Genomic DNA, 24,187 nt, shown 5'->3' on the forward strand with positions numbered 1-24,187 from the left:
CCGCCCGCTTCACCGTCATCGCGGCAGGTTGTCGGTGGCTCGAATGAACTTCGCCACCTCGTCGTGCAACGTGCGCAACGACGCCGGGTCGTCGTACATCATGTGGCCGGCCGGGTAGTGCTGGATCTCGATGTTGCTGCGCAGCGCGGCCGGCAGCGGCAGTTGGTCGAGTTCGAACTCGGCGGCGAAGAAGGTCGTCGCGAGGTCGAAGTAGCCGGCGTGCATCTGCACCTTCAGCCGCGGGTTGACCTTCATCGCGGCGGCCAGGTCGGGCATCACGTTGACCGTCTGCGACAGCGGCATCTCCACGCCCGGCGGCTGGTGGTGCCAGTCCCAGTGGCGCCAGATGTCGATGCCGGGCTTGTAGACCATGTCCTGGCCGAACTTCAGCGTGGTGCGCAGGTAGTGGTTGTAGGCGGCCACATAGGCCGGGCCGATCGCCGCCGATTGGGCGTCGTAGTCGGCCTCCTTGCTCAGCCGGTCCAGCGCCGGGCCGGTGTAGCGCGTGTCGAAGCGGCCCACCACCTGGCCCTGGTCTTCGAGCAGGTTCTGCGTGAACATGCCGCCGTTGATGCGCAGATCGGCCTTGTCCAGGTAGGCCGGCTTCAGGCCGGTGTAGCGCGCCAGCGTGTCGATCACCTGGCGGCGCTTGTCGGCGTCGAGCTGGCTGCCGGCCTGCAGCGCTTGCAGGTAGTCACCCAGCGCGAACCGGCGCACCTCGGCCAGCAGCGGCTCCAACGCGGCGCTGTCTTTCGGGAACGCCGGCAGGCGCCGGTGGTACCAGGCGGTGGCGGCGTAGGTGGGCAGCGCCAGCGCATACGGCAGGTCGATGCCGGGGTTGAACTGCGCCTCGTCGACCGAGAAGTTGAAGTTCAGGATCTGCGACAGCAGGATCACGCCGTTCAGGTCGATGTTCTCTTCGCGCTGCAGCCGCGCCGCCAGCACCGCGCTGCGGGTGGTGCCGTAGCTCTCGCCGAACAGGTACTTCGGCGCGTTCCACAGCTGGTGCTGGGTCAGGAACTTGTGGATGAACTGGGCGAAGGCGCGGGCATCCTGGTCGACGCCGAAGAATTCTTTTTCCTTCTCCTTCAGCTTCTCGCGTTCCTTCTCCTTGTCTTTGTCGACCGCCACGATGCGGCCGAGCGCCGTGCCCGGTGCATCGATGAAGACCAGGTCGCTGACGTCGAGCAGCGAGAACTCGTTGTCGACCCACTTGTAGGGTGCCGACGGGCCACGCTGGCCGTTGGCCGTCAACACACGCTGCGGGCCGAAGGCGCCCAGGTGCAGCCACAGCGTGGCCGAGCCGGGCCCCCCGTTGTAGAGAAAGGTCACCGGCCGCGGCGTGGCCGACGCGCCGGTGGCGCCCGAAGCACGCTTGAAGTACGCCACGTACGACATCGTCGCGCTCGGCTCGTCCTTGCTGTCGTCGATGACCATCAGCCCGGCCACCGCGCGGTAGTCGATGCGCTGGCCACCCACCTGCACCGAGCCGGTGGTCTCGCGCTGGCGCGGCTGCAGGCGCTCGTCGGCGGCGATGGGCGCTTTGGTCTCGTCGTCGGGTGCCGAGGCGGCACGCTGCGGCGCGTCGACCGGCTTGTTGGCCGCCTCGGCGGTGGGCGCCCAGGCGGCGAAGGCCAGGCTGAGCGCCAGGCAGGTGGTGAGGCGGAACAGGTGCATGGTGGGCGATGGGGCCGAGCTGCGAGGCCGGCATCATCGCCCAGGCCGCCGATCCGCGGCATGCCCCGGCTCAGCCCGTGGTCAGGTCGTAGACCGCCTGCACGAGCTGCGGGCCGTCCGGGTGCGGCCGCGTGTGGGCGCCCAGGCCGCGCATCAGCACCAGCATGCGGCGGTTCTCGGGCAGCACATCACCCACCAGCGCACGGATGCCCTGGTGCCGCGCGTGGCGCGCCAGGCGGTCCATCAGTGTGCGGCCCAGGCCCAGGCTCTGCCAGTCGTCAGCCACCGCGATCGCGAACTCGGCCTCGTCGGGCTGCTCGGCGCTGCGCACATAGCGCGCATCGGCCACCAGCGGCAACGGCGGCAGCACGGCGCGGTCACCATCGGCCAACACCTCGGCCACCAGGGCCACGTGGTCGCGGTGGTCGACCTCGGTCATCTGACGCAGCAGCGACGGGCTCAGTTGCCGCAGGCCGACATGGAAGCGCTTGTGGCGCGAGGCCAGCGACAGCCCGCCGACAAAGGCCTGCTCGGCATCGGCGTCGTGCGGGGCGATCGGGCGCAGCCGCACGCTGCGCCCGCCGGGCAGCGCCAGGCGCTCTTCGCGCGGCGGGGCGGCGGCCGGGCGCGCCTCGGGCTGCAGCGCAGCCAGCCAATGGAAGGCGGCGTCCATCACAACAGCGCCTCGGCAACCAGGTCGTCGACCGGGCGCAGCTCGAGCACCGCCGGGCCGCCCAGCGCCTCGACCACCAGCGGTGCTTCGCCGGTCACGTCGAAACCGTCGCCGGCTTCGAGCACGATGTCGCGCGGATCGTTGTCGATGGTGACCCACAGCGTGCCACCGGCGCTGGCCAGGTGGGCGGCGGTGGCGCTGGTCAGGCGGGTGCTTTGGCCGCGTTCGAGCAGCATCCGGGTGCGGGCGGTGTCGATCAACATGGTGTGCTCCTGGTGGGAACGGGGGTGATGCGTGGTTCGCATGCATGCGGCGCTTGCTTTGGCGCCACCGTGGGGCGAATAATCCCCTGACGTGGCATGCGCTGACAAACGATAGTTGTGCATGCCATGCATTCCACCAGCGCATGCAAAAACCACCTGACCGACTGCCCCCGCTGGATCTGCTGGCCTCGTTCGAGGCGGCCGCCCGGCACCTGAGCTTCACCCGCGCGGCGGCCGAGCGCTTCGTCACGCAGTCGGCGATGAGCCGGCAGATGCGCGCGCTGGAAGACGAGCTGGGCGTGGCCTTGTTCACCCGCCGGCACCGGGCCCTGGTGCTGACGCCCGACGGCCAGCGCCTGCTCGCCGCCTGCAGCGCCGCACTGGGCACGCTGCGCGGCGCGGTGCGCGAGATTCGGGCGCCGAACCGGCGCGAGGTGTTGTCGCTGACCACCACGCCGGGCTTCGCGGCGCTGTGGCTGATCCCCCGGCTGACCGCCTTCACCCGCGCCCACCCGGGCATCGACGTGCGGCTCGATGCAACGCTCGAGAACCGCAACCTCGCGGCCGAGGGTTTCGACCTGGCCATCCGCTACGCCAAGGTGGGCTCGGCCGGCGGCCTGAGCCTGTTCGAAGAATCGATGCTGCCGGTGTGCAGCCCGCGGCTGCTGGCCGAGCTGGCCGCCCCCTTGCGTGAGCCGGCCGACCTGGCCCATCACACGCTGCTGCACATGACGCTGGGCGACGACGCCGGCGGCATGCCGGTGGAATGGGAAAGCTGGTTCACCAGCTGGGGCTTGGCCGATCTGCAGCCGGCCGCGCAGCTGAGCTTCACCAGCTACGCCGAGGCGATCACCGCCGCGGTGGCCGGCCAGGGCGTGGCGATGGGCCGCCGGCCGCTGGTCGATGCGCTGCTGGCCAACGGCCAGCTCGTCACCCCGTTCGAGGGCCAGCTCGCCTCGCCCCGGGCCTACCAGCTGATCATCGACCCCGCCGCGCGCAGCCGGCCCGCGGTGCGCGCGCTGGAGCAGTGGCTGCTGGCCGAGGCCGCGCGGGTGCGGCCTCACTTCGCCGTCGGCTGATCAGCGCGGCAGGTAGGCGTTCGCCTCGACCAGCTGCCAGCCCGGCGTCGCGTCCACGCAGTGGCGCAGCAAGTAGCTGTGGCCGGCGCCGTACAGCACCAGCAACCGGTCACCGGGGCGGGCCAGTTGCGCCAGGCGCGCACAGATGCCCAGGTTGCGCGCGTACCAGCTGCCGACCAGCGCCACGCCTGGCTGGTCAGCCCCCCGGCCCTGGCGCAACGCGGTCATGTACCAACCGTGGTCGTCGCGAATGCTGTCGGGTTCGTTGAGGCGCCGCAGCAACTGCCCCACCGTGGCGTGTTGCTGTGCCGCTTCGAACTCGCGCGTGCGCAAGGCCATCGCGTCCATCGAGCGTTGAAACTCAGCGGCGTTGCCGCTCGTCTTGGCAAAGGCCTGCACCGGCTCGAACGGGAAGTCCCCGTCCACATCGACGCCGTAGACCTCGGCATGCCCCAGCTGCCGGGCGAGCCGAAAACCGATCTGGTCGATCTCGTTGCGCTTGTCCTGGCCCTGGCCGGCCAGGTAGGCGCGGTAGCTCGGCAGCGCATGCTGCGGCAGCGCGTCGGCCTGCGCCTCGACCGCCACGCGGGTGGGCTTGAAAGCGGCCAGCGCATCGACCACCTCGCGCACCTGCGCCTGCCGGGCAGGCTGCAGCACGTCGTCGACCTTGACGTTGTTCAGATCCAGCCCCGGGTTGCCGAAGTGGTAGGTGCCCAGCACCATCACCTGAACGGGCTCGGCGGCACCGGCCCCTGCGGCGCCCCAGCAAAGCACCAACGCCAACAAGATTCTTCGCATGGATCCTCCTCGCTGCCGCCGCACCAGCGCGACCGGCTGCGGCGCACTGTAGACAGCCGCGGCCGATGGCGCCTCGACGCGGCGACGAAGCGGCAGCGTTGGAGGATGAGCGGGCGATCTGGAGCGGTGAGCCGGTCAGGCGCTCTTCTGAACGAGCCCCTCGCCATGCGGCGCCGCGCGGAACGCCGCCGTCTGCTCGGCCCGGTCCGTCCAGGCCGACAAGGCCGGGAAGGCTTCGGCCTGCACCACGTCGGGCAGCATGCTTTGAATGAAGTGCCAGGCCACCGCGGTGCTGATGCCCGCCTGGTCCAGCCGGGCCGGCGGCGGCGCGAACGGGTGGCGGCCCACGGCGTCGTCGAGCTTCTGGCAGGCCGCATGCAGCTGGCCGGTGACCCGGTCCAGCCACGGCTGGTGGCGCTTGTCGGCCGGCCGCAGCTCACGCTCGTAGACGATCTGCACCGCTTTCTCGCAGGCGGCCAGCGCCAGCCCGATGCGGTGCAGCGCATGCTGGCGATCGGGCAGCGTGGCCGGCATCAGCCGCAGCTCGGGGGCGGCCAGTGTCTCGGCGTAGTCGAGGATCAGCGACGAGTCCATCAGGATCTCGCCGTCGTCGCAGACCAGCGTCGGCGCCTTGACCACCGGGTTGATCTCGGCGAAGTGCTTGAAGGTCCGGAACACCGACAGGTTGTGGTGCTCGAAGCGCAGCCCGAGCAATTGCAGCGATATCGCGACCCGCCGCACGTACGGTGAATCCAGCATGCCGATCAGTTGCATGGCGTCTCCTTGAAGTGGCCGAAGAAGTGGGCGAAGAAAAGGGCGTTGTCCGTCTGCGCAGGTTCGTGGAACACCGCGGGTGTCACCGATCTTCGTGCGCTTCATGCCTGCGTGTCCAGCGCCCACCCTGATGCCAGCAGGTCAAGCCAGCAGATCGAGCGTGGCCGGCCTCGGAAACAAGTGCTTGCCAAGACAGGTAGAACTGCGGGGGGATCCGGGTAGTTTGGCGGATTGCCCGGCGCCGCAAGCGCCGCTGAAGATCGCGGCTCTCGTCGTGGTTAGTGTCCTGCCCCACAAATACCTGCCATTGAGATTCGACCAGATGGGGATGATCGTGCGGCCGGACGGCTGGGCAGATACCCAGCGTATCTGCCCTGATGGCCGGGCGCGCGAGCGCGCCATCTGGTCGAACCCGAAGGGCGGGCCGAAATGGGGCGCTCGCAGCGTCGCCAAGCCGGGCAGATACCACGAGGTATCTGCCCGGCTCGTCGCCTCCCGATCATCCCCATTGCGGCCCGTCGCAATGACAGCTATTTGCGGGACAGGACACTAGATGCCGCGACGCCCTTTCAACCCCAACTGCGGATGAACTCAGCATGACGCTTTCGATGGTTCCGAGCTGGCCTGGCCTGGTGGTGGCCTCGATGGTGGCGCTGGCCGCTGCGCCAGCGCACGCGACCAAATATTCGGTCAACGATGCCGCCGGCCTGCAATCGGCCCTGGGCAAGGTCGCGCCCGGCGACGTGATCGTGCTGGCGGCGGGCACCTACCGCGGCAGCTTCGTGGCCACGCGCAGCGGCGCCAAGGGCAACCCGATCACGCTGCGGGGCCCGGCCGATGCGGTGTTGACCAACAGCGGCTACGGCTTCAGCCTGAAGGCCAACTACTGGAAGCTCACCGGCTTCACGGTCAACGGCGCGTCCAAGGGCATCGTGCTCGACAACGCACACAACAACCTGCTCGACAAGCTGACGGTGAAGAACGTCGATGGCGAAGGCATCCACTTTCGCACCTTCAGCAGCGACAACGTGCTGCGCAACAGCACCGTCAGCAACACCGGCCTGGACACCCCCGGCTACGGCGAAGGCGTCTACGCCGGCTCGGCGGTGTCCAACTGGCCCGTCTACACCGACGGCAAGCCCGACACCAGCGACCGCAACTGCATCGCCAACAACCACATCGGCCCCGGCGTGACGGCCGAAGGCATCGACCTGAAAGAGGGCACGACCGGCGGCATCGTCGTCGGCAACACCTACGACGCGACCGGCATCTCAGGCGAGAACTACGGCGACAGCTTCATCGACGCCAAGGGCAACGGGTACCACATCTACGGCAACAAGGTCAGCAACCCCGGCAAGACGAGCGTGCTGAAAGACGGCTTCCAGACCCACGTCGCCTACACCGGCTACGGCAAGGACAACATCTTCCAGGCCAACACCGTCGACCTGCAGTCAAGCGGCTACGGCTTCTACATCACCACCTCGGGCACCGGCAACAAGGTCTGCACCGACAACAGCGTCACCCACGCCGGCTCGGGCGTGGCCAACGTGTCGCAGGTCAGCTGCTCGAACCCGCAGCCGGTGTGCCCGAAGGTGCTGTCGCTGCCGTTGCGCTGAGGGTTCAGGCGGCGTGCTTCACCAGCTCGCCACCGCGCACGATGGCCCGCAGGTGGCGGCCGTTCGCCGCCAGCAGGCCGATGTCCTTCAGCGGATCCCCATCGACCAGCAGCAGGTCGGCCTGCGCGCCGGGCGCGATGCAGCCGATCTGGCCTTGCATCATCAGCATCTCGGCCGCGGTCGACGTGGCCTGGCGCAAGATCTCGACCGGCGAGAAGACCTCGCTGCGCAGCGTGAACTCGCGGCATTGGTCGGTGTAGGTGCGGCCGAGCAGGTCGGTGCCGTAGCAGACCTTCACGCCGGCGCGGCGCATCGCGTCGAGCCCGGCGATGGCTTGGCCGAACACCTGCTCGACCTTGGCCTGGCTCTGCGGCGGAAAGCCCAATGAGCGGCCCTGCTCGACCAGCGCGAAGATGATGGCCATCGTGGGCACGATGTAGGCGCCGCGCTCGGCCACGAAACGCGCGGTGTCGTCGTCGATCAGCGTGCCGTGCTCGATGCTGCGCACGCCGAAGTCGACACACCGGCGCACCGCGCTGGCCGGGTGGCAATGGGCCGAGGCATAACTGCGGCGTTCGGTGCACTCGTTGACGATCGCGCGGATCTCGTCCTCGCGGTACTGGTTCATCCAGATCGGGTCGGTCGGCGACGCGACGCCACCCGAGCCCATGATCTTGATGCAGTGCGCGCCCTGGCGAAGTTCCTCGCGCACGGCCTTGATGCAGGCGTCGACACCGTCGGCGATCACGGCGAAGGTATTGGCCAGTGGCGAGCCGGCGCAGCCGCAGACCGATTCGTAGCGCGGCCGTTCCTCGATCGGCCGCATGTCGCCGTGGCCGCCGGTCATCGATAGAATCTTGCCCGAGTACAGGTAACGCGGCCCGCGCACCAGCCCGTCGGCCAGTGCACGCCACAGCGAGTGGTTGCCGCCGCCGATGTCGCGCACGGTCGTGAAGCCGCAGTCCAGCGCGTGGCCCAGCATGCGCACCGCGTGCGCCGTGCGGTAGGCATCGCCCATTGCATCGATCTTCGCCACCGCCACGTCGCTGGCGAAGGCGTGCACATGGCAGTCGATCAGGCCCGGCATCAGCGTGCCGCCGGCGCAGTCGACGACGGGCGTGTCGTCCGGTGCGACGAGCGGCGTGGCCGACAGCTCCTTGATCAGCCCGTCGGCGACGCGCAGCCACATCCCGTCGGCGCAATCGGCATTCGTGCCGTCGAAGACGCGGGCGTTCTTGAACAACAGCGAGTTCATCGGGCGTGATCTCCAGGTCGTTGCGAAGCGTCGGCAATGGGGTGCAGGCCTCTCCTCCGACTTGCGGATGCGGCGGGCGGGCAGCCGGGCCACAGTCCACCGGGCCGACTGTATCGCCGGCCTGATTCGGGGGACCCCAGCATGCCCAGCCTCACGCCTTTTCGCGGCATCGCCGCGGCCGTCTTCACGCTGGCGTCGCCGCCGGCACCCGCTCAATCTGCACAGCCCCCGGTGCCGGCTACCGCGCCGGCACCAGCGGCCTCAGCGGCGTCGGCCGCCTCCGGCGACGACCTCGGTTCGCGGGTGTTCGGCGTGCGCTACTTCCAGCCCTACGAAGACAACTACATGCTCTACCAGCAGATGGACAACCGCGGCTGGGCCGAGCGTGATGAATCGGCTTGGCGCGGCCACTACTCGTTCAAATACTCGCTGCTGTGCCGGCCCCGCCCCGAGCCGCCGAGCCAAACTGAAAGCCGCAAGAACCGCAGCGAGTGCGACGACACCAACGAGCTGTTCCTCTTCTACACCGGCGCCTTCGACTTCTACATGGGCACCCGTCCGTCGAGCCCGGTCATCAACCGCCTGAGCAACCCCGGGCTGCAGTGGCGCATGCCCTGGCGCCGCCGCTTCGGCCTGGGTGTGATGGCGCCGAGCAATGCCTTCGTCGGGCTCGAGCACCTGTCGAACGGGCAGACCACCGAGATCAGCTCACCGCGCGAGATCGAGGCCGTGCAGCGTGCCTACCAGGCCCGCGACCGGGCCTACTTCGACCAGATCAGCCGCGGGGTGGACTTCGTGTCACTGGCTGCCGACTGGCAGTCGGACGACGGGACCGGCTTCGCAGGCCGGCTGCAGTTGCGCCACTACCTGCACCAGGACACCAACGTCACCTGGGGCCCGCTGGCCCGCACCAAGCCCCGCCTGGCCGACTACCAGCGCGCCAGCATGCTGCTGCGCTATGCCTTGAACGACGCAGTGTCGCTGGAGACCCGCTGGACGCTGGGCGACCGCGGGCTGAAGACCGACTCCTGGGACCTGGGCCTGCAGGTGTCGCTGTGGCAGGAGGCCGTTCCGCTGTACGTGCAGGTGCACCACGGCCCGCTGAACACCCTGTCGAACTACACCCAACAGCAAGACTCGATCGGCATCGGCCTGCGTTTCAACCACTTCATTCAGTGAAAGCGCGCGGCACCGACATCAGCCTTTGACCAACGGGCGCTCCAGAACTTCCAGAACCTCGCTCAGGAACTCGATCCAGTTGAGCTCGAAGCGGATGCCGGCCTTGAGCACGTGGTGTTGCAGCGCCGTCTCGCGGCCCTGCGGCACGCCCGCGGGAAAGTCACGCGATTCGATGTCGCGGTAGTGCGCCAGCTTCTCTTCATGCGAGGCCCGGCGCTGGCGGATCAGCTTGTCCAGCCCGGTCGGCCCGACGGCGGCTTCGGCGCGGATGCGCACCATCAGCTCGTCGCGCATCCCCGCCGGCTCGTGCTGTTGCACGATCCAACGCTTCAACTCGCGCTTGCCGGCCGGCAGGATGCGGTAGGCGCGCTTGCGGCCACGGGTCGATTCCTCGGGCAGCGATTCGATGAAGCCCGCCTCTTCGAGCCGCGCGAGCTCGCGGTAGATCTGCTGGTGCGTCGCCTGCCAGAAGTAGCCGATCGACTTGTCGAAGCGCGCCGCCAGCTCAGAGCCAGAGCCGGTGCGCTCGGCCAGTGCGGTGAGCAATGCGTGCGGAAGAGACATGGGTCGAGGTTACAGCGCCATCGTTCAGGGTTTTCCCGATCATGCCGTTTCTGCAACTGGTTGCATAGTCGGGACAACGTTTATGCAACTGGTTGCACTGACATCGGGAACGTCCTCATGAACCACTATCCCCACCTCCTTCGCCCGCTCGACCTCGGCTTCACCACGCTGAAGAACCGCGTGCTGATGGGCTCGATGCACGTCGGGCTCGAAGAGGCGCCCAACGGCTTCCAGCGCATGGCCGCCTTCTACGCCGAGCGGGCGCGCGGCGAGGTCGGGCTGATCGTCACCGGCGGCATCGCGCCGAACGAGCGGGGCCGCCCGATGCATGGCGGCGCGATGCTGACCAACGAAGACGAGGCCAAGCGCCACCTGCCGATCACCCAGGCGGTGCATGCCGAGGGCGGCAAGATCGCGATGCAGATCCTGCACTTCGGGCGCTACTCGTACGACCCGAAGCTGGTGGCGCCAAGCGCGCTGCAGGCGCCGATCAACCCCTTCGTGCCGCACGCACTGAGCGGCGACGAGGTCGAACAGACGATCGACGACTTCGTCAACTGCGCGGCCCTGGCCCAGCACGCCGGCTACGACGGCGTCGAGATCATGGGCTCCGAGGGCTACCTGATCAACGAGTTCATCGCCGCGCGCACCAACCACCGCGACGACGAATGGGGGGGCTCGTACGAGAACCGCATGCGCTTTCCGCTCGAGATCGTGCGCCGCGTGCGCGAGCGCGTCGGCCCCAACTTCATCCTGATCTACCGGCTGTCGATGCTCGACCTGGTCGAAGGCGGCTCGACGCTCGACGAGGTGATCCAGCTCGCGCAAGGCATCGAGCGCGCCGGTGCCACGATCATCAACACCGGCATCGGCTGGCACGAAGCGCGCATCCCGACCATCGCCACCAAGGTGCCGCGCGGCGCGTTCGGCTGGGTCACGCAGAAGCTGATGGGCCAGGTCGGCATCCCGCTGGTGGCCACCAACCGCATCAACACGCCCGAGATCGCCGAACAGCTGCTGGCCGACGGCGCCTGCGACATGGTCTCGATGGCGCGCCCGTTCCTGGCCGACTCGCAGTTCGTGCGCAAGGCACGCGAGGGCCGCGCCGACGAGATCAACACCTGCATCGGCTGCAACCAGGCCTGCCTGGACCACACCTTCGCCGGCAAGATCACCTCGTGCCTGGTCAACCCGCGCGCCTGCCATGAGACCGAGCTCGTCATCAAGCCGGCCGAAGCGCGCAAGCGCGTGGCCGTGGTCGGCGCCGGGCCGGCAGGCCTGAGCTGCGCAGTGACCGCCGCCGAGCGAGGCCACGCGGTGACGCTGATCGAGGCCGGCGCCGAGATCGGTGGCCAGTTCAACATCGCCAAGCGCATCCCGGGCAAGGAAGAGTTCTACGAAACGCTGCGCTACTTCAAACGCCAGATCGAGCTGAACGGCATCGAGCTGCGGCTCAACACCCGCGCCACCGCCGAGGCCTTGGCGCAAGAAGGCTTCGACGAGATCGTCATCGCCACCGGCATCGTGCCGCGCCGCCCGCCGATCGACGGCGTGGAACACCCCAAGGCCGTGAGCTACCTCGACGTGCTGCGCGACGGCCGCCCCGTGGGCAAGAACGTGGCGATCGTCGGCGCCGGCGGCATTGGCTTCGACGTGGCCGAGTACCTGACGCACAGCGGCGACAGCGCCAGCCAGAACCCGGCGAAGTTCTTTGCCGAGTGGGGCGTGGACACCCGCTATGCCACCGCCGGCGGCCTGCGCAAGCCGCAGCTCGAGCAGCCGCCGCGCAAGGTGCACCTGCTGCAGCGCAAGAAATCCAAGGTTGGCGACCAGTTGGGCAAGACCACCGGCTGGATCCACCGCACGGCCCTGAAGGCGCGCGGCGTCGGCATGACCTCGTCGGTCAGCTACCAGCGCATCGATGACGCCGGCCTGCATGTCACCATCGATGGCACCGAGCAAACGCTGCCGGTGGACAACGTGGTGATCTGCGCCGGGCAAGAGCCGCTGCGCGAGCTGCACGACCAGCTGCAGGCCGCCGGGCACAAGGTGCACCTGATCGGCGGTGCGCACGAAGCGGCCGAGCTCGATGCCAAGCGCGCGATCGCGCAGGGCACGAAGCTCGCTGCGGCCCTTTGAGTTGTTAGGTCAGGAGCAACCGATGATGCCAGCCCCCGCCCACCTTCACCCCGCCGTGGCCCAGTCACTCGACAAGTGGCACACGCTGGTCGCGCACAAGGACCTCGACGCACTGGAGGCGATCGTCCACCCCGAGGCGGTCTTCCGCTCGCCGATGGCTTTCAACCCCTACAGCCCGGCACCGGCACTGCTGCTCGCGCTGCGCACGGTGATCACGATCTTTCAGGACTTCACCTACCACCGCCAGTTCGCCAGCGGCGACGGGCTCAACGTGGTGCTGGAGTTCAGCGCGGTCGTCGACGGCAAGCAGCTCAAGGGCATCGACATGATCCGCTTCGACGAGCAAGGCCGCATCGTCGAGTTCGAGGTGATGATCCGCCCGCTGAACGCGCTGCAGGCGCTCGGCGCCGAGATGGGCGCCCGGCTCGGCCAGGTGCTGCCGGGCTTCAAGCACAAGGCCTGATCACCCGGCCTGCACACGCCGCTCAGGTGCCCGGCTCGGCGTGTGCCGGCGCGGCGGGCGCGGCGCAATGGCGCGCCTCGCCCAGGCCCTTGAGGTAGGCGCGGCGCACGGTGCCGGCAGCGATCGCCGCGGCGACCTCTTTCGAGTAGCGCTCGGCACCGCTCAGCTTGCGCACCCAACCGCGAAACGGCACCAGGCCTTCGGCGGCGCTCTTCAGCGCGCCAGCGGCGGCATTGCCGACCTCCTTGCTGCCGCGCTCCACCAGGCTCGGGTTGCCCGGCGTCGCGGGCGTGTCCAGGTCGCTGCCCAGCACCTCGTCGAGCGCGCGCACCTCGGCCGCCAGCGTGTCGCAGCTGCCGTCGACCGGCACGGCATACGGCGACTTCTGCGCGCTCTTCAACGCAGTCGGGATCGACGCATGCACGAGGTTCAGGTCGGACAAGGGCGAGGTCACCGCGTTGCCGACCGAGCTCTCGAACTCGCCCGGCTTGCGCTCGGGCGCACCGGCCTCGGCCGACGCCGGCGGGGTGCGGGCCGACGATTGCGCGGGCGCATTGGCGCAGGCCGCCAGGGCCAGCGGGGCCAGGGCGGCCAGCAGGTGCCAACGCGGGTCACGGCGTGATCGAGTGTTCAGGTGCATGGTGGTGGTGAGTTGGGGGTGATCGTGTGGGCTGGGCTCGCCCAAGTTTGTTTTCGAGATGTCCGGCACGCCGACCCATAACCAAGTACATTCGACGGGTAGGCATGCTCAGGACCGACTCTCGTAGGTCTCTTCTTCTTGTCGGTCGCTCTGGCCGGTCTGTCGAAATCCCTCAGGTGTATTTCTTGGCGTCTCTGCATGCGCTGGCATGTGCTGCGCATCACTTGAAAGGAATCGATATGACAATGGAAACTGGCACCGTGAAGTGGTTCAACGAAGGCAAGGGTTTTGGGTTCATTGCGCCCGACAGCGGCGGCAAGGATCTGTTTGCCCACTTCAGCGAAATCAAGGGCAGCGGGTTCAAGACCCTGGCCGAAAGCCAGCGCGTCGAATTCGAAGTGACCCAGGGCCAGAAGGGCCTGCAGGCTTCGAACATTCGTGCAGTCGTCTGATTGACACGCCTGGCTCGCACGCGAGCCAGCCAGCAAAACCGCGGCCTCGTCCGCGGTTTTTTCATTGGAGCCCGCCATGAAGAACCTGCAGGAAGCCACCGAGATGATCTGCGACCTGAAGGGCAGCCTGGTGGCCATCGACGCGCTGCTCACCGCGCTGGTGCGCCAGTTGCCCGCCCAGTCGCGAGACGAGCTGATGCGTGCGTATGAGGTGCATGCCGAAGTGGCCCGCACCGTGCTGCTGCACACCCCCATCTCCGACTTCACGGTGACCGCGTTCGAGCGCGATGTCTCACGCATGTCGAGTGTCATCGCCGCGTGAACCCACGGCCACGCGCTACTTGGACACGTTGAGGAACGGGATCGGCGCACCGGCGTAGATCGCGCTCGGCAGCTGGCCGTTCCATTTGTCGGCCTTGACCTTCTCGACCTCGATGCGGCGCAGCTCGAGCACGTCCTTGTTCTGCGCCAGCGCGGCGTTCTGCACCCGCAGCGCTTCGGCCTGGGCCTTGGCGATCGTCAGGTTGGCATAGGCCTCGCCGTCGGCTTCGGCCTTGCGCGCATTAGCCTCGGCCTCGGCGATCGCCACCTTCTGCTTCTGCTCGGCCTCGACGGTGTGCAGCTTGTTCTCGGCCGCCAGGCGCAACTGCTCTTGCGTCACCTTGTCGTTGATCGCGTGCATGTACGAGTCGGAGAACGAGAAGTTGCGCATGTCGATGTTGATCACCTGCGCGCCGTAGATCGACAGCTTTTCGCGCAGCGCAGCGTTGATGTCCGACGAGACCTTGGCGCGCTGCGAGATCAGGTCCGGCGCGGTGTACTTGGCGGTGACCGCCTTGAAGATTTCCTGCGTCGCCGTTTGCACGTACGAGGCCAGGTCACCGTCGTGCGAGTATTTCTCGAACACCTCGGCCACGCGGTCGGTGGCGATGCTGTAGCGCACCGTCATGCTCACCTTCACCGGCTGCGTGTCGCTGGTGCTGCCTTCGGCGTTCTCGATGTCGGCCTTCTCGGCACGGATGCTGAAGTTGTGCAGCTTGCGCCAGGGCGGCAGCACCGCCAGGCCCTCGTCTTCGATGCCGACGATGCGGCCGAACTGCGTCACCACGCCGCGGCTGCCGGTGGGCACCGCATAGAACGGCCAGATGACCACGAGCGCGACCACGGCGCCGATCGCCATCAGCACCCGGCCCAACCAGCGCACGCGCCGGTCTGCATTGGTGAATTCCATTTTTCCCTCCGGTCCGGCGGTGCCCGCCGTTGTTGATGATTTCTTGTCGGTCGATGTGCTGTCAGCCACCCAGCCGCTTGGCCACCGGGTGGCGGCGCAGCCGGTGCGCGTCTGGCAGGCCACCGCCCAGCAGCGGGCACAGGTAGAGGCGGAAGGCGTCGGTCACGTCGGTGCCGCTGTCGGCGATGAAGGCGTCTTCCATCGTGCGGGTCTTGCCGGCCACGTCGGACAAGGCCATCAGCTCGTACGACACCGCGTACTGGCCGCTGCGCTTGATCGCGACCGAGCCATCGCGGTCGCCCCACAGCGCGAACTGCACCGCCTTCTCGCCAACCTCGCGCGCCTCGCGCTGGTCGACATCCGACACGCAGCCGAGGAACGATCGCTGCAGGTAGCCGAAGGTGTCGCCCCGCACGCGCTTGATCTTCAGCTGGTTCTTGATCTCGTCGCACAGCAGGTCGGCCAGCGCACCGGTGCCCGACAGCTGCACGTTGCCGTGCGCGTCGCGCTCGACGTTCTTCACCAGTTGCTCGGCGATCGACTTGCCGCTCGCGTCGTGGATGCCTTCGGACACCGCGATCACGCAGCGGCCGTAGCGGTCGTGCACGGCCTTCACGTCGGCCAGGAACTTCGGCAGCTCGAACACCCGTTCGGGCAGGTAGACCAGGTGCGGGCCGTCGTCGGGATACTTCTTGGCCATCGCGGCCGCCGCCGTCAGGAAGCCCGCATGCCGCCCCATCACCACGCCGACATAGACACCCGGCAGCGCCGCGTTGTCGAGGTTGGCACCGGCAAACGCCTGGGCCACGAAACGCGCGGCCGACGGGTAGCCCGGCGTGTGGTCGTTGCCGACCAGGTCGTTGTCGATCGTCTTCGGGATGTGCATGCAGCGAAGCGGGTAGCCCGCGGCCTGGGCCTGCTCGCTGACGATGCGCACGGTGTCCGACGAGTCGTTGCCGCCGATGTAGAAGAAGTGGCCGATCTCGTGCGCCTTCAAGACCTTGAAGATCTCCTGGCAGTACTTGAGGTCGGGCTTGTCGCGCGTGGAGCCCAGTGCGGCCGCCGGCGTGGCGGCCACCAGCTCGAGGTTGGCGACCGTTTCCTGGGTCAGGTCGTCGAGGTCTTCGTTGACGATGCCGCGCACACCGTGGCGGGCGCCGTAGACGCGCGAGATGCCGGCAAAGCGCCGGGCCTCGAGCACCACGCCGACGAGCGACTGGTTGATCACCGCGGTGGGGCCGCCACCTTGGGCGACGAGAACCTTGCTGCTGTCCGACATGCACTGCCTCCTTCAACCGGTTGCGGGTGATTGTGCATGCGAGTGCACCGTCTCAGAAAGACGTCCCAGGCGGGACACCCTTCAACGGCCTTGTGCGGCATGATGCAGCCCGCCCTTTTGGCTTGCCTGGATAGAGGAGAACCCTGAATGATTGCAGCCGTGCTGGTGGCGCTGGTCGCCCTGCTCCACGCCTATTTCCTGGTGCTGGAGATGTTTCTCTGGGACAAGCCGTTCGGGCTGAAGACTTTCCAGAACACCCAGGAGTTCGCCACCGCCAGCAAGGTGCTGGCCGCCAACCAGGGCCTGTACAACGGCTTTCTGTCAGCCGGCCTGATCTGGGGCCTGTGCGGCGGCGGCATGCAGGTGCAGGTCTTCTTCCTGGCCTGCGTGGTGGTCGCCGGCGTCTACGGCGCCGCCAGCGTGTCGCGCAAGATCTTCTTCATCCAGGCCATGCCGGCGCTGCTGGCGCTGGGCGCCATCTACCTGGGCGTCTGAGATGTCAACCCATCGCTAGAGCGATGACGCCGGCGGCCATCAAGGCGGCGCCCGCCAGGCGCCAGCCGCGGTCGGCCTCGCCGAGCAGGCGGCCGCCGATCAGCGCGGCGAACAGCATCGACACCTCGCGCGCCGGCGCCACATGCGACAGCGGCGCCCGCTGCGCCGCATACAGCACCAGCACATAGGCCAGCGGGCTGATGGTCGCCATCACCAGCGCGTAGGGCCATTGCGAGCGCCACGCGGCACGAAAGCCCGCACGGTCCTTCCAGTACGACGGCAGCATGAACGGGATGCGCGCGAGGTTGCCGAAGTAGTCGACCAGGATCGGCGAGATCAGCATCACCTTGACCGCATAACCATCGATCAGGGTGTAGCCGGCGATCAGCACGCCGGTGAGCGCCCCCCAGCCCAGGCCCGCACGCACCCGCGCGCGCTGCGCCGGGTCGTGTGCCTCGTGCGCCTTGTGCCACAGCGCGGGCCCACCCGCGATCAACCAGATGCCGCCGACGATGCCGGCCAGCCCTGCCAGCCCGACAGCGCTGGGCCATTCCGACAGCAACAGCATCGCGCCGACCGAACTCAGCAGCGGGCCGGTGCCGCGCGCCACCGGGTAGACCACCGTCAGGTCGGACTCGCGGTAGCCCTTGAGCAGCACGTTGAAATAGACCAGGTGGGTGATGCCGCTGGCGACGATCAGCAGCCATTCGCGCAGGCCCCAGCGCGGCACCGCGTCCCAGGCGACCCACAGCCCCAGCGGGGCCCAGATCACGACGATGAGCAGCGCGCCCATCAAGACGAAGTGGTGATTGCCGCCGGCCTTCTTGGCGGCCACGTTCCATGCCGCGTGCAACAACGCGGCCACCAGCACCAAGGCCAGAGCAAACCATGACATGTGCGGCGATTGTGCCCGGCGGGCGCAAAATGGCCGGCAAACTCCATGGAGAGCCGCCGCATGACCCGACCCGCCCCCACCCGCCGCCGCGCCCCGCTGTCGGCACTGTTCGCCGCCTCGCTGCTGGGGCTGAGCTTCACCGTCGCCGCGGCCCCGGTGCCGCCGGCCCTGCCCTCGGCGCCGGCGCTGCCGGCCGCCCCTGCCCCGGCGTTGCCGGCTGCGCCCGCGTTGGCCGCGCCGGCTGCGCCCTCGGCAGCCAGCCCGACCCAGGCCCACGTCAAGAAGGCCCATGCCAAGACCACGGCCAAGGCGGGGCATGCGAGCACCAAGCAGGCCAAGCACCTGAAGAAGGCCAAGGCGGCGCACACGAAGGCACACAAGGCCGTCAAGCACGCGCACGCAGCGAAGCACGCGCCGAAACACGCGCTGAAGGCCGCGCCCAAGGCGCGCACCGGCGTTTGAGCGCTCGCCGCCGCCAGCCCCGGGGTGCCGCATGAACCCGGTGCTGGTGCAGGTGCTGCGCGGCAGCACGGTCGAGTCGTTCCACCGCGGTGCGCTGGCGATCGTCGACGCCGACGGCGCGGTGCACACCGCGCTCGGTGACATCGACCGCCCGATCTTCCCGCGCTCGGCGGTCAAGGCGCTGCAGGCATTGCCGTTGGTGGCCAGTGGTGCGGCCGAGCGCTTCGGGCTCGACGACGACGCACTGGCGCTGGCCTGCGCCTCGCACAACGGCGAGCCGGCACACGCGGCCACCGCCGCCGCGGTGCTGGCCCGGGCCGGGCTCGACGTGGGCGCACTCGAATGCGGCACCCACTGGCCCTACCACGAGGCCAGCAGCCGCGCGCTGGCCCGCCAGCGCCACGGCCCGAGCGCGTTGCACAACAACTGCTCGGGCAAACATGCGGGCTTCGTCTGCGTCGGTTGCCTGATGGCGCTGCAGGCCGGCCGCGAGCCGGCCGAGTTCGTGCGCGGCTATGTCCAGCCTGAACACCCGGTGATGCGCGAGATCAGCGCCGCGCTGCAATCGGCCACCGGCTGCGACCTGGCCCACGCCCCCACCGGCACCGACGGCTGCTCGATCCCGACCTTCGGCATCCCGCTGCGCCAGCTGGCGCGTGGCTTCGCCCGGCTGGCCACCGGCCAGGGCCTGTCGGCCGACCACGCCACCGCCGCCAGGCGCCTGCGCCAGGCGGTCGCGCGGGCGCCGTTCATGGTCGCCGGCAGTGGCCGCTTCGACACCAAGGTGATGCAGCACTTCGGTGAACGCGTGTTCTGCAAGGTCGGCGCCGAGGGCGTCTACTGCGCCGCGCTGCCGACCCGCGGCCTGGGCGTCGCGATCAAGCTCGACGACGGCAACACCGCCCGCGCCGCCGAGGTGGTGATGGCCAGCGTGATCGAAGCACTGGCCCAGCGTGACGACGCCGACGCCGCCGTGTTGGGTGACCTGGTACGCGTGCCGCTGAAGAACTGGAACGGCATCGAGGTGGGTCGCATTGCACCGGCGGAAGGGTTGAAGGCGCTGGTGTAGAACCGCCGCCCGCTCGCGCCTAACCTTCTTGTCGGGTGGCGGGCCGCAACAGCGACCACGCCATGAAGCCCATCATGCCCAAGGCGGCGGCCAAGGCGGCCCAGAGCCACAGCTTGCGGCTGGGCACCGACGCGGGCGCGGCGGCACTGGTCGCGCTCGACACCACCGGTGCCAGCACCGGCACGGCCGGCGGTGCGACGATCGCCGTGGCGTCCGGCAGCGGATCGTCGGGCTGTCGGCCCGGCATCAGCTGCGCGAGCGGCAACACCACCGGCGGCGAGGTCTGGTCCCACGCCAGGCGGTAGGGGCCGGCGCCGCGCGCCAGGAAGACCAGGCTCGCCGCGCGGCCGGCCACGCGCAGGCTGGGCGGCTGGCTGCCCAGCTGGGCCATGCCGCCGGTCGGCTGCACGCGCAGTTTGCGGTACAGGCCGCCGGGCAGGCTGAGCACGGTCGAGCGCAACTCGCTGCCTTGCAGGTTCAGCGCATACACCGTGCCGCTGCTCAGCGGCCAGAAGGTGTCGCCCTGCCGCGGCGGGACCGGCGGGTTCTTGTGCCGCAGCGCCCTCAGGTGTTCACGCACCGGGTGGTGGTGGCGCACGCGCGGGTTCACCGGGTCGGGCTCGTCGTCGGGCTCGGCCAGCAGTTGCACCCGCGCCAGCGTGTTCGGCTCGGCCAGGGTGAACTCGACACGTTGCAGCGGCAGGTGGCGCGGCAGCACGTAGTCGCAGTACTCGGGCTGGCATGCCGAGGGCGCGAGCGTGTCGCTCCACTGCCAGTCGGGCAGCTCGGCGCGGTGCGCCAGGCTTGCGACATGCGCGCCGGTCAGCGGCGCCGGCGGGCTGCCCGGCAGCGGCCGCAGGCGCAGGTAGCCGCCGCGCCCGGCGCCATCGGTGCGGGCCAGCTCGAAGCTGCTGTGCTCCAGCCGCAGCCCCTGGTGCTGCAAGGCAACCAGTTGCGCCTGGGGCAGCACCGTGTGCCAGCGCTGCAGGTCGGCGCTGGCTTCGAGCACGAACGGGAAGATGCCGTTGGTGCCCGGGGCGACCTCGAGCTGCAGCTCTTGCGGCAGGCCCTTGACCGCGCGCAGGTCGACGATCCAGCCCCCTTGCTGCGCGGGTTCGGCGGTCGAGGCCGCGGCCGGGGGCGGCGCGGGCGCCTTGAACAGTGGCACCGACTGCCGGCTGGGCGTGGCCGAGACGCCGGGCTCGGCATCGACCCAGGCGTAAGGCACCGCCTCGCCGGCCGCGTTCAACACCCGCAGGTCGCCCAGGTCGTCGGCCGTGGCCTGCGCCCGCACATCGAGCGGGATGCGCAGCAGGTGGTAGGCCCCGTCACCCTTCAGCTGCAGCGGCAGCTCGCCGGCGCCGACGGCGGAAGCCGTGGAGGCCAGCGCCATCAAGACGACTGTCATGCGCTTCATGCCGCCACCTCGTCGCCCGCTTCGTCGCCGCGCCGCGGCGGCACCGGTGCGAAGTAGCCCACCAGCAGCAGCAACAGGCCGACGACGATGAACGACACGATGCGGTACAGCCCGCCATGGTCGGCCAGCTCGATGAAGAACAGCTTGGCCACGACCACCGCCAGCAGGCCGGCGCCAACCACCCAAACCACCCGTCGCACCTTCTTGTGGCCCAGCACCATCAGGCCGACACCGAGGATGGCCCAGGCGACCGACAGCGTGGCCTGCGCCAGCGTGGAGGCGAACAGCTCGCTCGCGTCCCACGGCACGCCGGCCAGGTGGTGGCAGGCGCGCAACAGCATGCCGGTGTAGAGCACGAAGGCCGTCGCGCCCAGGCTGGCCAGCAGCAAGGGCCGCGGCAGCCAGCGCTGGGCCGTGTCCGGCAACGCGCGGAACCACAGCAACAGTGCCAGCAGCACCAGCCCGTGGCCGAGCTCCAGCGGGTTCAGCAGCGGCACATAGGGCAGCGGCGCCGCGTCGCCGGCCAGCGTGTTGCTGAGCCAGACCCACAACAGCAGGTAGGCCGCCACCGGCGCGCAGGCGAACAGCAGGTAGACGTCGCGCAGGCTGCGCAAGGGCCAGCGCTGCTGCAACGCCGGCCGCGTGACCAGCGCCAGCACCGCCGCCGGCACCAACACCCAGCCCAGCGCCGACCAGGCCGAGCCGGGCTCGCCGACCAGCGCCAGCAAGCCCTGGCCCTCGCGCGCCGCCAGCGCCACGAAGAGCCAGAAGCCCAGCAGGTGCATCGGCACCAGCGCCTTGGTTGGCGCCCAGCGCGGCTGGGTGCGCAGCAGCCACCCGTGCCAGACCAGCGCCGCCGGCCACAGCAGCCAGCCACCATGGGCATGCGGCGCATCGCCCCCCACCGCCACGGCGAGCCACGCCAGCCAGGCCCACGCGGGCACCGTGGCCCAGGTGCTCTGGCCCAGCACGCGCCAATCGCGCCAGCGCGCCACCACCGTCAACAGCACCGAGCTGAGCAGCACCCAGGCGCCGAGCGCCGTCGTCCACCAGCCCGGCCAATCGGCCAGGTTTCGCTGCAGGCCGCGCCAGATTTCGGGCGGCAGCACCTGCGCCCACCACAGCAGCGCCCAGACCACCAGGCCCCATTGCAGTGCTGGCAGGCGCAGCCACATGGCGGTGGTTTCGCGCTGCGCAACGTGGCGGACCATGTCGCCCGAGATCAACGCGGCCAGCGTCAGCACCAGCGGCGTCCACAGCGTCAGGCCGATCGTCTCGGGTGACCACAGCGGCACGCCATAGGCCACGCATGCCACGCCGGCCACCACCTGCCAAACCCAACCGGCCACCACCATCGGCCCATGGCGCATGCGCAGGCCGGCCCACAGCGCCGCCAACCCCAGCGCCGGCCACAGCCGCGCCGCCTGGTCGGCAGGCAACACGAACAGCAGGCTGCCGCCGAGCGCCGCCACGCCGGCCAGCAGGCCCAGCGTGGCCCCCAGCGGCCAGACGGGCGGCTCGGCCGCTTCGTCGGGCGCCGCCAGGCGCTGGCGCAGGCCCGCCGGCAGCGCCAGCACCGCGCAGGCCATCAGGCTGGCGGCGATCAACACCGCGGCCACCAGGCCAGACCAGCCGCTGCCCAGCATCGCCTCGCCATGCAGCACCTGCAGCGTCGCGATGAAACCGCTCAGTGCCAACGCCTGCAACGACGCCACCGACCACGGCAGCGCCGGGCTGCGCCAGCGCGCAGGCAGCAGCGCCGCGCCCAGCGCCAGGCCCGAGGTGGCAACGCAGGCCCAGGCCGGCGCCAGCAGCATCCAGGCGATGGCCGTCAGCGCGGCCAGGCCGATCGCCAGCTGGCCGGCCTGGCCGATGGTCTCCCATGGCGCCGCCGCCACGTCGCCCTGTTGCGAGCGCAGGCCCACGGCGTGCATCGCCAACGCCCCGATAGCGAGCAGCGCCACGCCGAGGATGGAGCCGGTCAGCAGCGGCGTGCCCACCGACTCGTCGATGCCTAACGCGCTGAAGGTGCGCACCGCCGCGCCGGCCAGCACCAGCAGCGCGAAGGCCCGCGCATAGGTGCGGTGCTGGCGGGTGCCGAGCCAGAACATGCCGGCGGCTTCGATCGCCCAGGTGGCGCCGGTCCACTCGCCTTCGAGCGCGAGCGGGATCGCCAGGGTGCCGAAGATCACGCTGACGATCACATAGGCTTCGCCGAGCAGCGCGTAGCGCGGGCCACCGCGGCGCATCGTCACGCCGCCCAGCAGCAGGTAGAACATCGCGTAGCCCAGCGCCGCCCAGGCGGGGCCGAATTCCCAGTCCTGCACCAGCAGGTACTGCAGGCCGAAGGCCACCAGCGGCACGCCGAAGACCAGGGCGCTGTCGACGCGCCCGACCTGGGCCAGTGTTTGCGCGGCGCGTTGGGCCAGCGGGTCGGCCGCATCGGGCGGCGTGCCCAGCGCCAGCGCACGGCGCGCGAACAGCACGCCGATCGCCGTGAACAACACGAAGAACAGCAGCAGGTAGCCCTGCACACCGGCGTACAGCGCCTCGGTGTAGTGGCCATTCGCCCAGGCACCGGCGAGGGTGAAGGTGCCGACGAACGCCACCAGGTTGAGCGGGCGCCAGGCCCTGAACCAGGCGATCAGGAACACGCCGATGTCGAGCAGCGCCATGTAGCTGAACAGCACATGGTGGTGGCCGCCGCCGCTGGACACCAGCACCGGCGCCGCGAAGCCCTCGGCCACCGCCACGTAGGCCAGCCACGGCGCGTTCTGCACCACCGCCAGCACAGCGCTCAGCACCGACACCGCGAACAGGAAGGCGAACGCCGGCTCGGGCGCAATCAGCGCATTGAGCTTCAGCGAGGCCAGCGTGGTGAGGTAGAGCACGCCGATGCCGGCCCCTTGCAGGATCAGCCCGTAGCCGGTGCCACCCGAGGCATCGCGCCGCTCACGCAGCCGCCAGCCCAGCGCCAGCAGGCCGATGCCCAGCAGCGCGACGCCGGCGTAGCGCAGCTCCACCGGCACCGTCACCCGCTCGGCCGCGTAGCGCAGCAAGAAGGCCAGGCCGAGAAACAGCACCAGCACGCCGACCTTGACGATCGTGTTGCCACCGAAGATCCAGTCGCGCAGGAACGGCGGCAGGCGGTCTTTCAGCGGCACCGCGGGCGCGGGTGGAGGGGGCGGCGGGGCCGGCGGCGAAGGCACCACCGGTTCGGCCACCGATTGCTCCGCGGCCACGGTGTCGGGCACCGGCTGCGGTGCGGGCGGTGTCGATTCGGGCACCGGCGCCGGTGCCGCAACCGGCAGCGGGCTGCGCGCAACCGCGTCGGCACCGCGGGCCAGCGCGGCGGGCGCCGGCGCGGGTGGCCGCGGCACCACCACCGGCATCGAAACGATCGCCGGTGCCGCCGCGGGCTGGGGCGCCGCGGGCGCCACGGCCTCGCCCGGCGCCGCATCGGCCAGTGGCGACTTCAGCTGCGCAAGTTCGGCTTGCAGCGCCTTGACCTGCTGCTCCAGCGTCGCCACGCGCACGTCCAGCGGCACGTAGGCCCGGATCTCGGCGGGCTCTTTTTGTGCAGGCTGTGCGTTGCGTTGAATCAGCACAGCCACCCCCACACCCAGCAGCGCGCCGGCCAGGGCGGCCGAGAAGCTGCCCGTCAGCATGCCGAGCACGGCGCCGACCAGGCCCAGAATCCATTTCATTGCACCACCCTCGGTCTCCCTCTGTCGGGGTGGCGGGATTATCCGGGCCGCATCGTCGGC

At 69.6% G+C, this 24,187-nt stretch carries 23 protein-coding genes; 10 read left to right on the forward strand and 13 right to left on the reverse strand.

The window, feature by feature from the left end; genetic code table 11:
- Positions 1–15: 15 nt before the first annotated feature.
- The 3 genes from ACE3SG_RS16415 to ACE3SG_RS16425 all read right to left on the reverse strand — a co-directional run bounded on the left by ACE3SG_RS16415 (position 16) and on the right by ACE3SG_RS16425 (position 2,613).
- Positions 16–1,677, reverse strand: coding sequence for a S10 family peptidase (locus ACE3SG_RS16415; protein ID WP_374566734.1), 1,662 nt, complete (start codon positions 1,675–1,677; stop codon positions 16–18).
- A 70-nt stretch (positions 1,678–1,747) separates the two neighbouring features.
- A complete protein-coding gene (locus ACE3SG_RS16420; RefSeq protein WP_374566736.1) occupies positions 1,748–2,350 on the reverse strand; it encodes an N-acetyltransferase family protein in 603 nt (200 codons plus the stop codon).
- The gene (locus tag ACE3SG_RS16425; protein WP_374566738.1) at positions 2,350–2,613 is read right to left on the reverse strand and encodes a DUF2917 domain-containing protein; all 264 of its coding nucleotides are present in this window, start codon (positions 2,611–2,613) and stop codon (positions 2,350–2,352) included. Before ACE3SG_RS16425 ends, ACE3SG_RS16420 begins: the two co-directional genes overlap by 1 nt.
- A 143-nt stretch (positions 2,614–2,756) precedes the next feature.
- Between ACE3SG_RS16425 and gcvA the strand changes: the two genes are divergently transcribed.
- Entirely contained in the window at positions 2,757–3,692 is a 936-nt protein-coding gene (gene gcvA, locus ACE3SG_RS16430) for a transcriptional regulator GcvA (RefSeq protein ID WP_374566740.1), read from the forward strand.
- On the opposite strand, the gene ACE3SG_RS16435 is transcribed toward gcvA, so the two are convergent.
- Both ACE3SG_RS16435 and ACE3SG_RS16440 read right to left on the reverse strand, forming a co-directional pair.
- On the reverse strand, positions 3,693–4,490 hold the full coding sequence (locus ACE3SG_RS16435; protein ID WP_374566742.1) for a DUF5694 domain-containing protein: 798 nt from the start codon (positions 4,488–4,490) through the stop codon (positions 3,693–3,695).
- Positions 4,491–4,625: 135 nt separating this feature from the next.
- Complete coding sequence (locus ACE3SG_RS16440; protein ID WP_374566744.1) at positions 4,626–5,264, reverse strand: glutathione S-transferase; 639 nt, start codon at positions 5,262–5,264, stop codon at positions 4,626–4,628.
- Positions 5,265–5,860: 596 nt separating this feature from the next.
- Here ACE3SG_RS16440 and ACE3SG_RS16445 point away from each other — a divergent pair.
- A complete protein-coding gene (locus tag ACE3SG_RS16445) occupies positions 5,861–6,880 on the forward strand; it encodes a right-handed parallel beta-helix repeat-containing protein (protein WP_374566745.1) in 1,020 nt (339 codons plus the stop codon).
- A gap of 4 nt (positions 6,881–6,884) precedes the next feature.
- On the opposite strand, the gene ACE3SG_RS16450 is transcribed toward ACE3SG_RS16445, so the two are convergent.
- On the reverse strand, positions 6,885–8,135 hold the full coding sequence (locus ACE3SG_RS16450) for an amidohydrolase family protein (RefSeq protein WP_374566747.1): 1,251 nt from the start codon (positions 8,133–8,135) through the stop codon (positions 6,885–6,887).
- 141 nt (positions 8,136–8,276) lie between these two features.
- Between ACE3SG_RS16450 and ACE3SG_RS16455 the strand changes: the two genes are divergently transcribed.
- Positions 8,277–9,314 carry a hypothetical protein gene (locus ACE3SG_RS16455; RefSeq protein WP_374566749.1) on the forward strand — a complete coding sequence of 346 codons (1,038 nt, stop codon included), beginning with the start codon at positions 8,277–8,279 and terminating at the stop codon, positions 9,312–9,314.
- Positions 9,315–9,332: 18 nt separating this feature from the next.
- Here the strand turns inward: ACE3SG_RS16455 and ACE3SG_RS16460 are convergent, their stop codons facing one another.
- Positions 9,333–9,878 (reverse strand): PadR family transcriptional regulator, encoded by a 546-nt coding sequence (locus ACE3SG_RS16460; protein ID WP_374566751.1) that lies wholly within the window; start codon positions 9,876–9,878, stop codon positions 9,333–9,335.
- 117 nt (positions 9,879–9,995) lie between these two features.
- Between ACE3SG_RS16460 and ACE3SG_RS16465 the strand changes: the two genes are divergently transcribed.
- Both ACE3SG_RS16465 and ACE3SG_RS16470 read left to right on the forward strand, forming a co-directional pair.
- Positions 9,996–12,017: an FAD-dependent oxidoreductase gene (locus ACE3SG_RS16465; protein WP_374566753.1), complete on the forward strand. Its 2,022-nt coding sequence runs from the start codon at positions 9,996–9,998 to the stop codon at positions 12,015–12,017.
- 22 nt (positions 12,018–12,039) lie between these two features.
- The gene (locus tag ACE3SG_RS16470; RefSeq protein WP_374566755.1) at positions 12,040–12,480 is read left to right on the forward strand and encodes a nuclear transport factor 2 family protein; all 441 of its coding nucleotides are present in this window, start codon (positions 12,040–12,042) and stop codon (positions 12,478–12,480) included.
- Positions 12,481–12,502: 22 nt separating this feature from the next.
- On the opposite strand, the gene ACE3SG_RS16475 is transcribed toward ACE3SG_RS16470, so the two are convergent.
- Entirely contained in the window at positions 12,503–13,120 is a 618-nt protein-coding gene (locus ACE3SG_RS16475; RefSeq protein WP_374566756.1) for a hypothetical protein, read from the reverse strand.
- A 239-nt stretch (positions 13,121–13,359) separates the two neighbouring features.
- Here ACE3SG_RS16475 and ACE3SG_RS16480 point away from each other — a divergent pair, with 239 nt between their 5' ends.
- Positions 13,360–13,572 (forward strand): cold-shock protein, encoded by a 213-nt coding sequence (locus ACE3SG_RS16480; protein ID WP_374567031.1) that lies wholly within the window; start codon positions 13,360–13,362, stop codon positions 13,570–13,572.
- 76 nt (positions 13,573–13,648) lie between these two features.
- Entirely contained in the window at positions 13,649–13,894 is a 246-nt protein-coding gene (locus ACE3SG_RS16485) for a hypothetical protein (RefSeq protein WP_374566758.1), read from the forward strand.
- A gap of 15 nt (positions 13,895–13,909) precedes the next feature.
- Here ACE3SG_RS16485 and ACE3SG_RS16490 read toward each other — a convergent pair whose 3' ends face one another.
- Both ACE3SG_RS16490 and ACE3SG_RS16495 read right to left on the reverse strand, forming a co-directional pair.
- On the reverse strand, positions 13,910–14,803 hold the full coding sequence (locus tag ACE3SG_RS16490; protein WP_374566760.1) for an SPFH domain-containing protein: 894 nt from the start codon (positions 14,801–14,803) through the stop codon (positions 13,910–13,912).
- 61 nt (positions 14,804–14,864) lie between these two features.
- The gene (locus ACE3SG_RS16495; RefSeq protein WP_374566762.1) at positions 14,865–16,082 is read right to left on the reverse strand and encodes a 6-phosphofructokinase; all 1,218 of its coding nucleotides are present in this window, start codon (positions 16,080–16,082) and stop codon (positions 14,865–14,867) included.
- Between the two features lie 147 nt (positions 16,083–16,229).
- On the opposite strand from ACE3SG_RS16495, the gene ACE3SG_RS16500 reads away from it, so the two are divergent.
- On the forward strand, positions 16,230–16,577 hold the full coding sequence (locus tag ACE3SG_RS16500) for a DUF1304 domain-containing protein (protein ID WP_374566764.1): 348 nt from the start codon (positions 16,230–16,232) through the stop codon (positions 16,575–16,577).
- Positions 16,578–16,581: 4 nt separating this feature from the next.
- Here ACE3SG_RS16500 and ACE3SG_RS16505 read toward each other — a convergent pair whose 3' ends face one another.
- Positions 16,582–17,472, reverse strand: coding sequence for an EamA family transporter (locus ACE3SG_RS16505; RefSeq protein WP_374566766.1), 891 nt, complete (start codon positions 17,470–17,472; stop codon positions 16,582–16,584).
- A gap of 60 nt (positions 17,473–17,532) precedes the next feature.
- Between ACE3SG_RS16505 and ACE3SG_RS16510 the strand changes: the two genes are divergently transcribed.
- Together ACE3SG_RS16510 and ACE3SG_RS16515 are read left to right on the forward strand one after the other, a co-directional pair.
- A complete protein-coding gene (locus ACE3SG_RS16510; protein WP_374566768.1) occupies positions 17,533–17,934 on the forward strand; it encodes a hypothetical protein in 402 nt (133 codons plus the stop codon).
- A 31-nt stretch (positions 17,935–17,965) separates the two neighbouring features.
- Positions 17,966–19,003 (forward strand): asparaginase, encoded by a 1,038-nt coding sequence (locus ACE3SG_RS16515; protein WP_374566770.1) that lies wholly within the window; start codon positions 17,966–17,968, stop codon positions 19,001–19,003.
- Positions 19,004–19,022: 19 nt separating this feature from the next.
- On the opposite strand, the gene ACE3SG_RS16520 is transcribed toward ACE3SG_RS16515, so the two are convergent.
- Together ACE3SG_RS16520 and ACE3SG_RS16525 are read right to left on the reverse strand one after the other, a co-directional pair.
- Positions 19,023–20,420, reverse strand: a complete 1,398-nt coding sequence (locus ACE3SG_RS16520) for a DUF3999 family protein (protein ID WP_374566772.1) — start codon at positions 20,418–20,420, stop codon at positions 19,023–19,025.
- The gene (locus ACE3SG_RS16525; RefSeq protein WP_374566774.1) at positions 20,417–24,127 is read right to left on the reverse strand and encodes a DUF2339 domain-containing protein; all 3,711 of its coding nucleotides are present in this window, start codon (positions 24,125–24,127) and stop codon (positions 20,417–20,419) included. The genes ACE3SG_RS16520 and ACE3SG_RS16525 overlap by 4 nt, the downstream gene beginning before the upstream one ends.
- Positions 24,128–24,187 lie beyond the last annotated feature (60 nt).

It is taken from the genome of Ideonella sp., assembly GCF_041914305.1.
Classification (GTDB): Bacteria; Pseudomonadota; Gammaproteobacteria; order Burkholderiales; family Burkholderiaceae_C; genus Ideonella.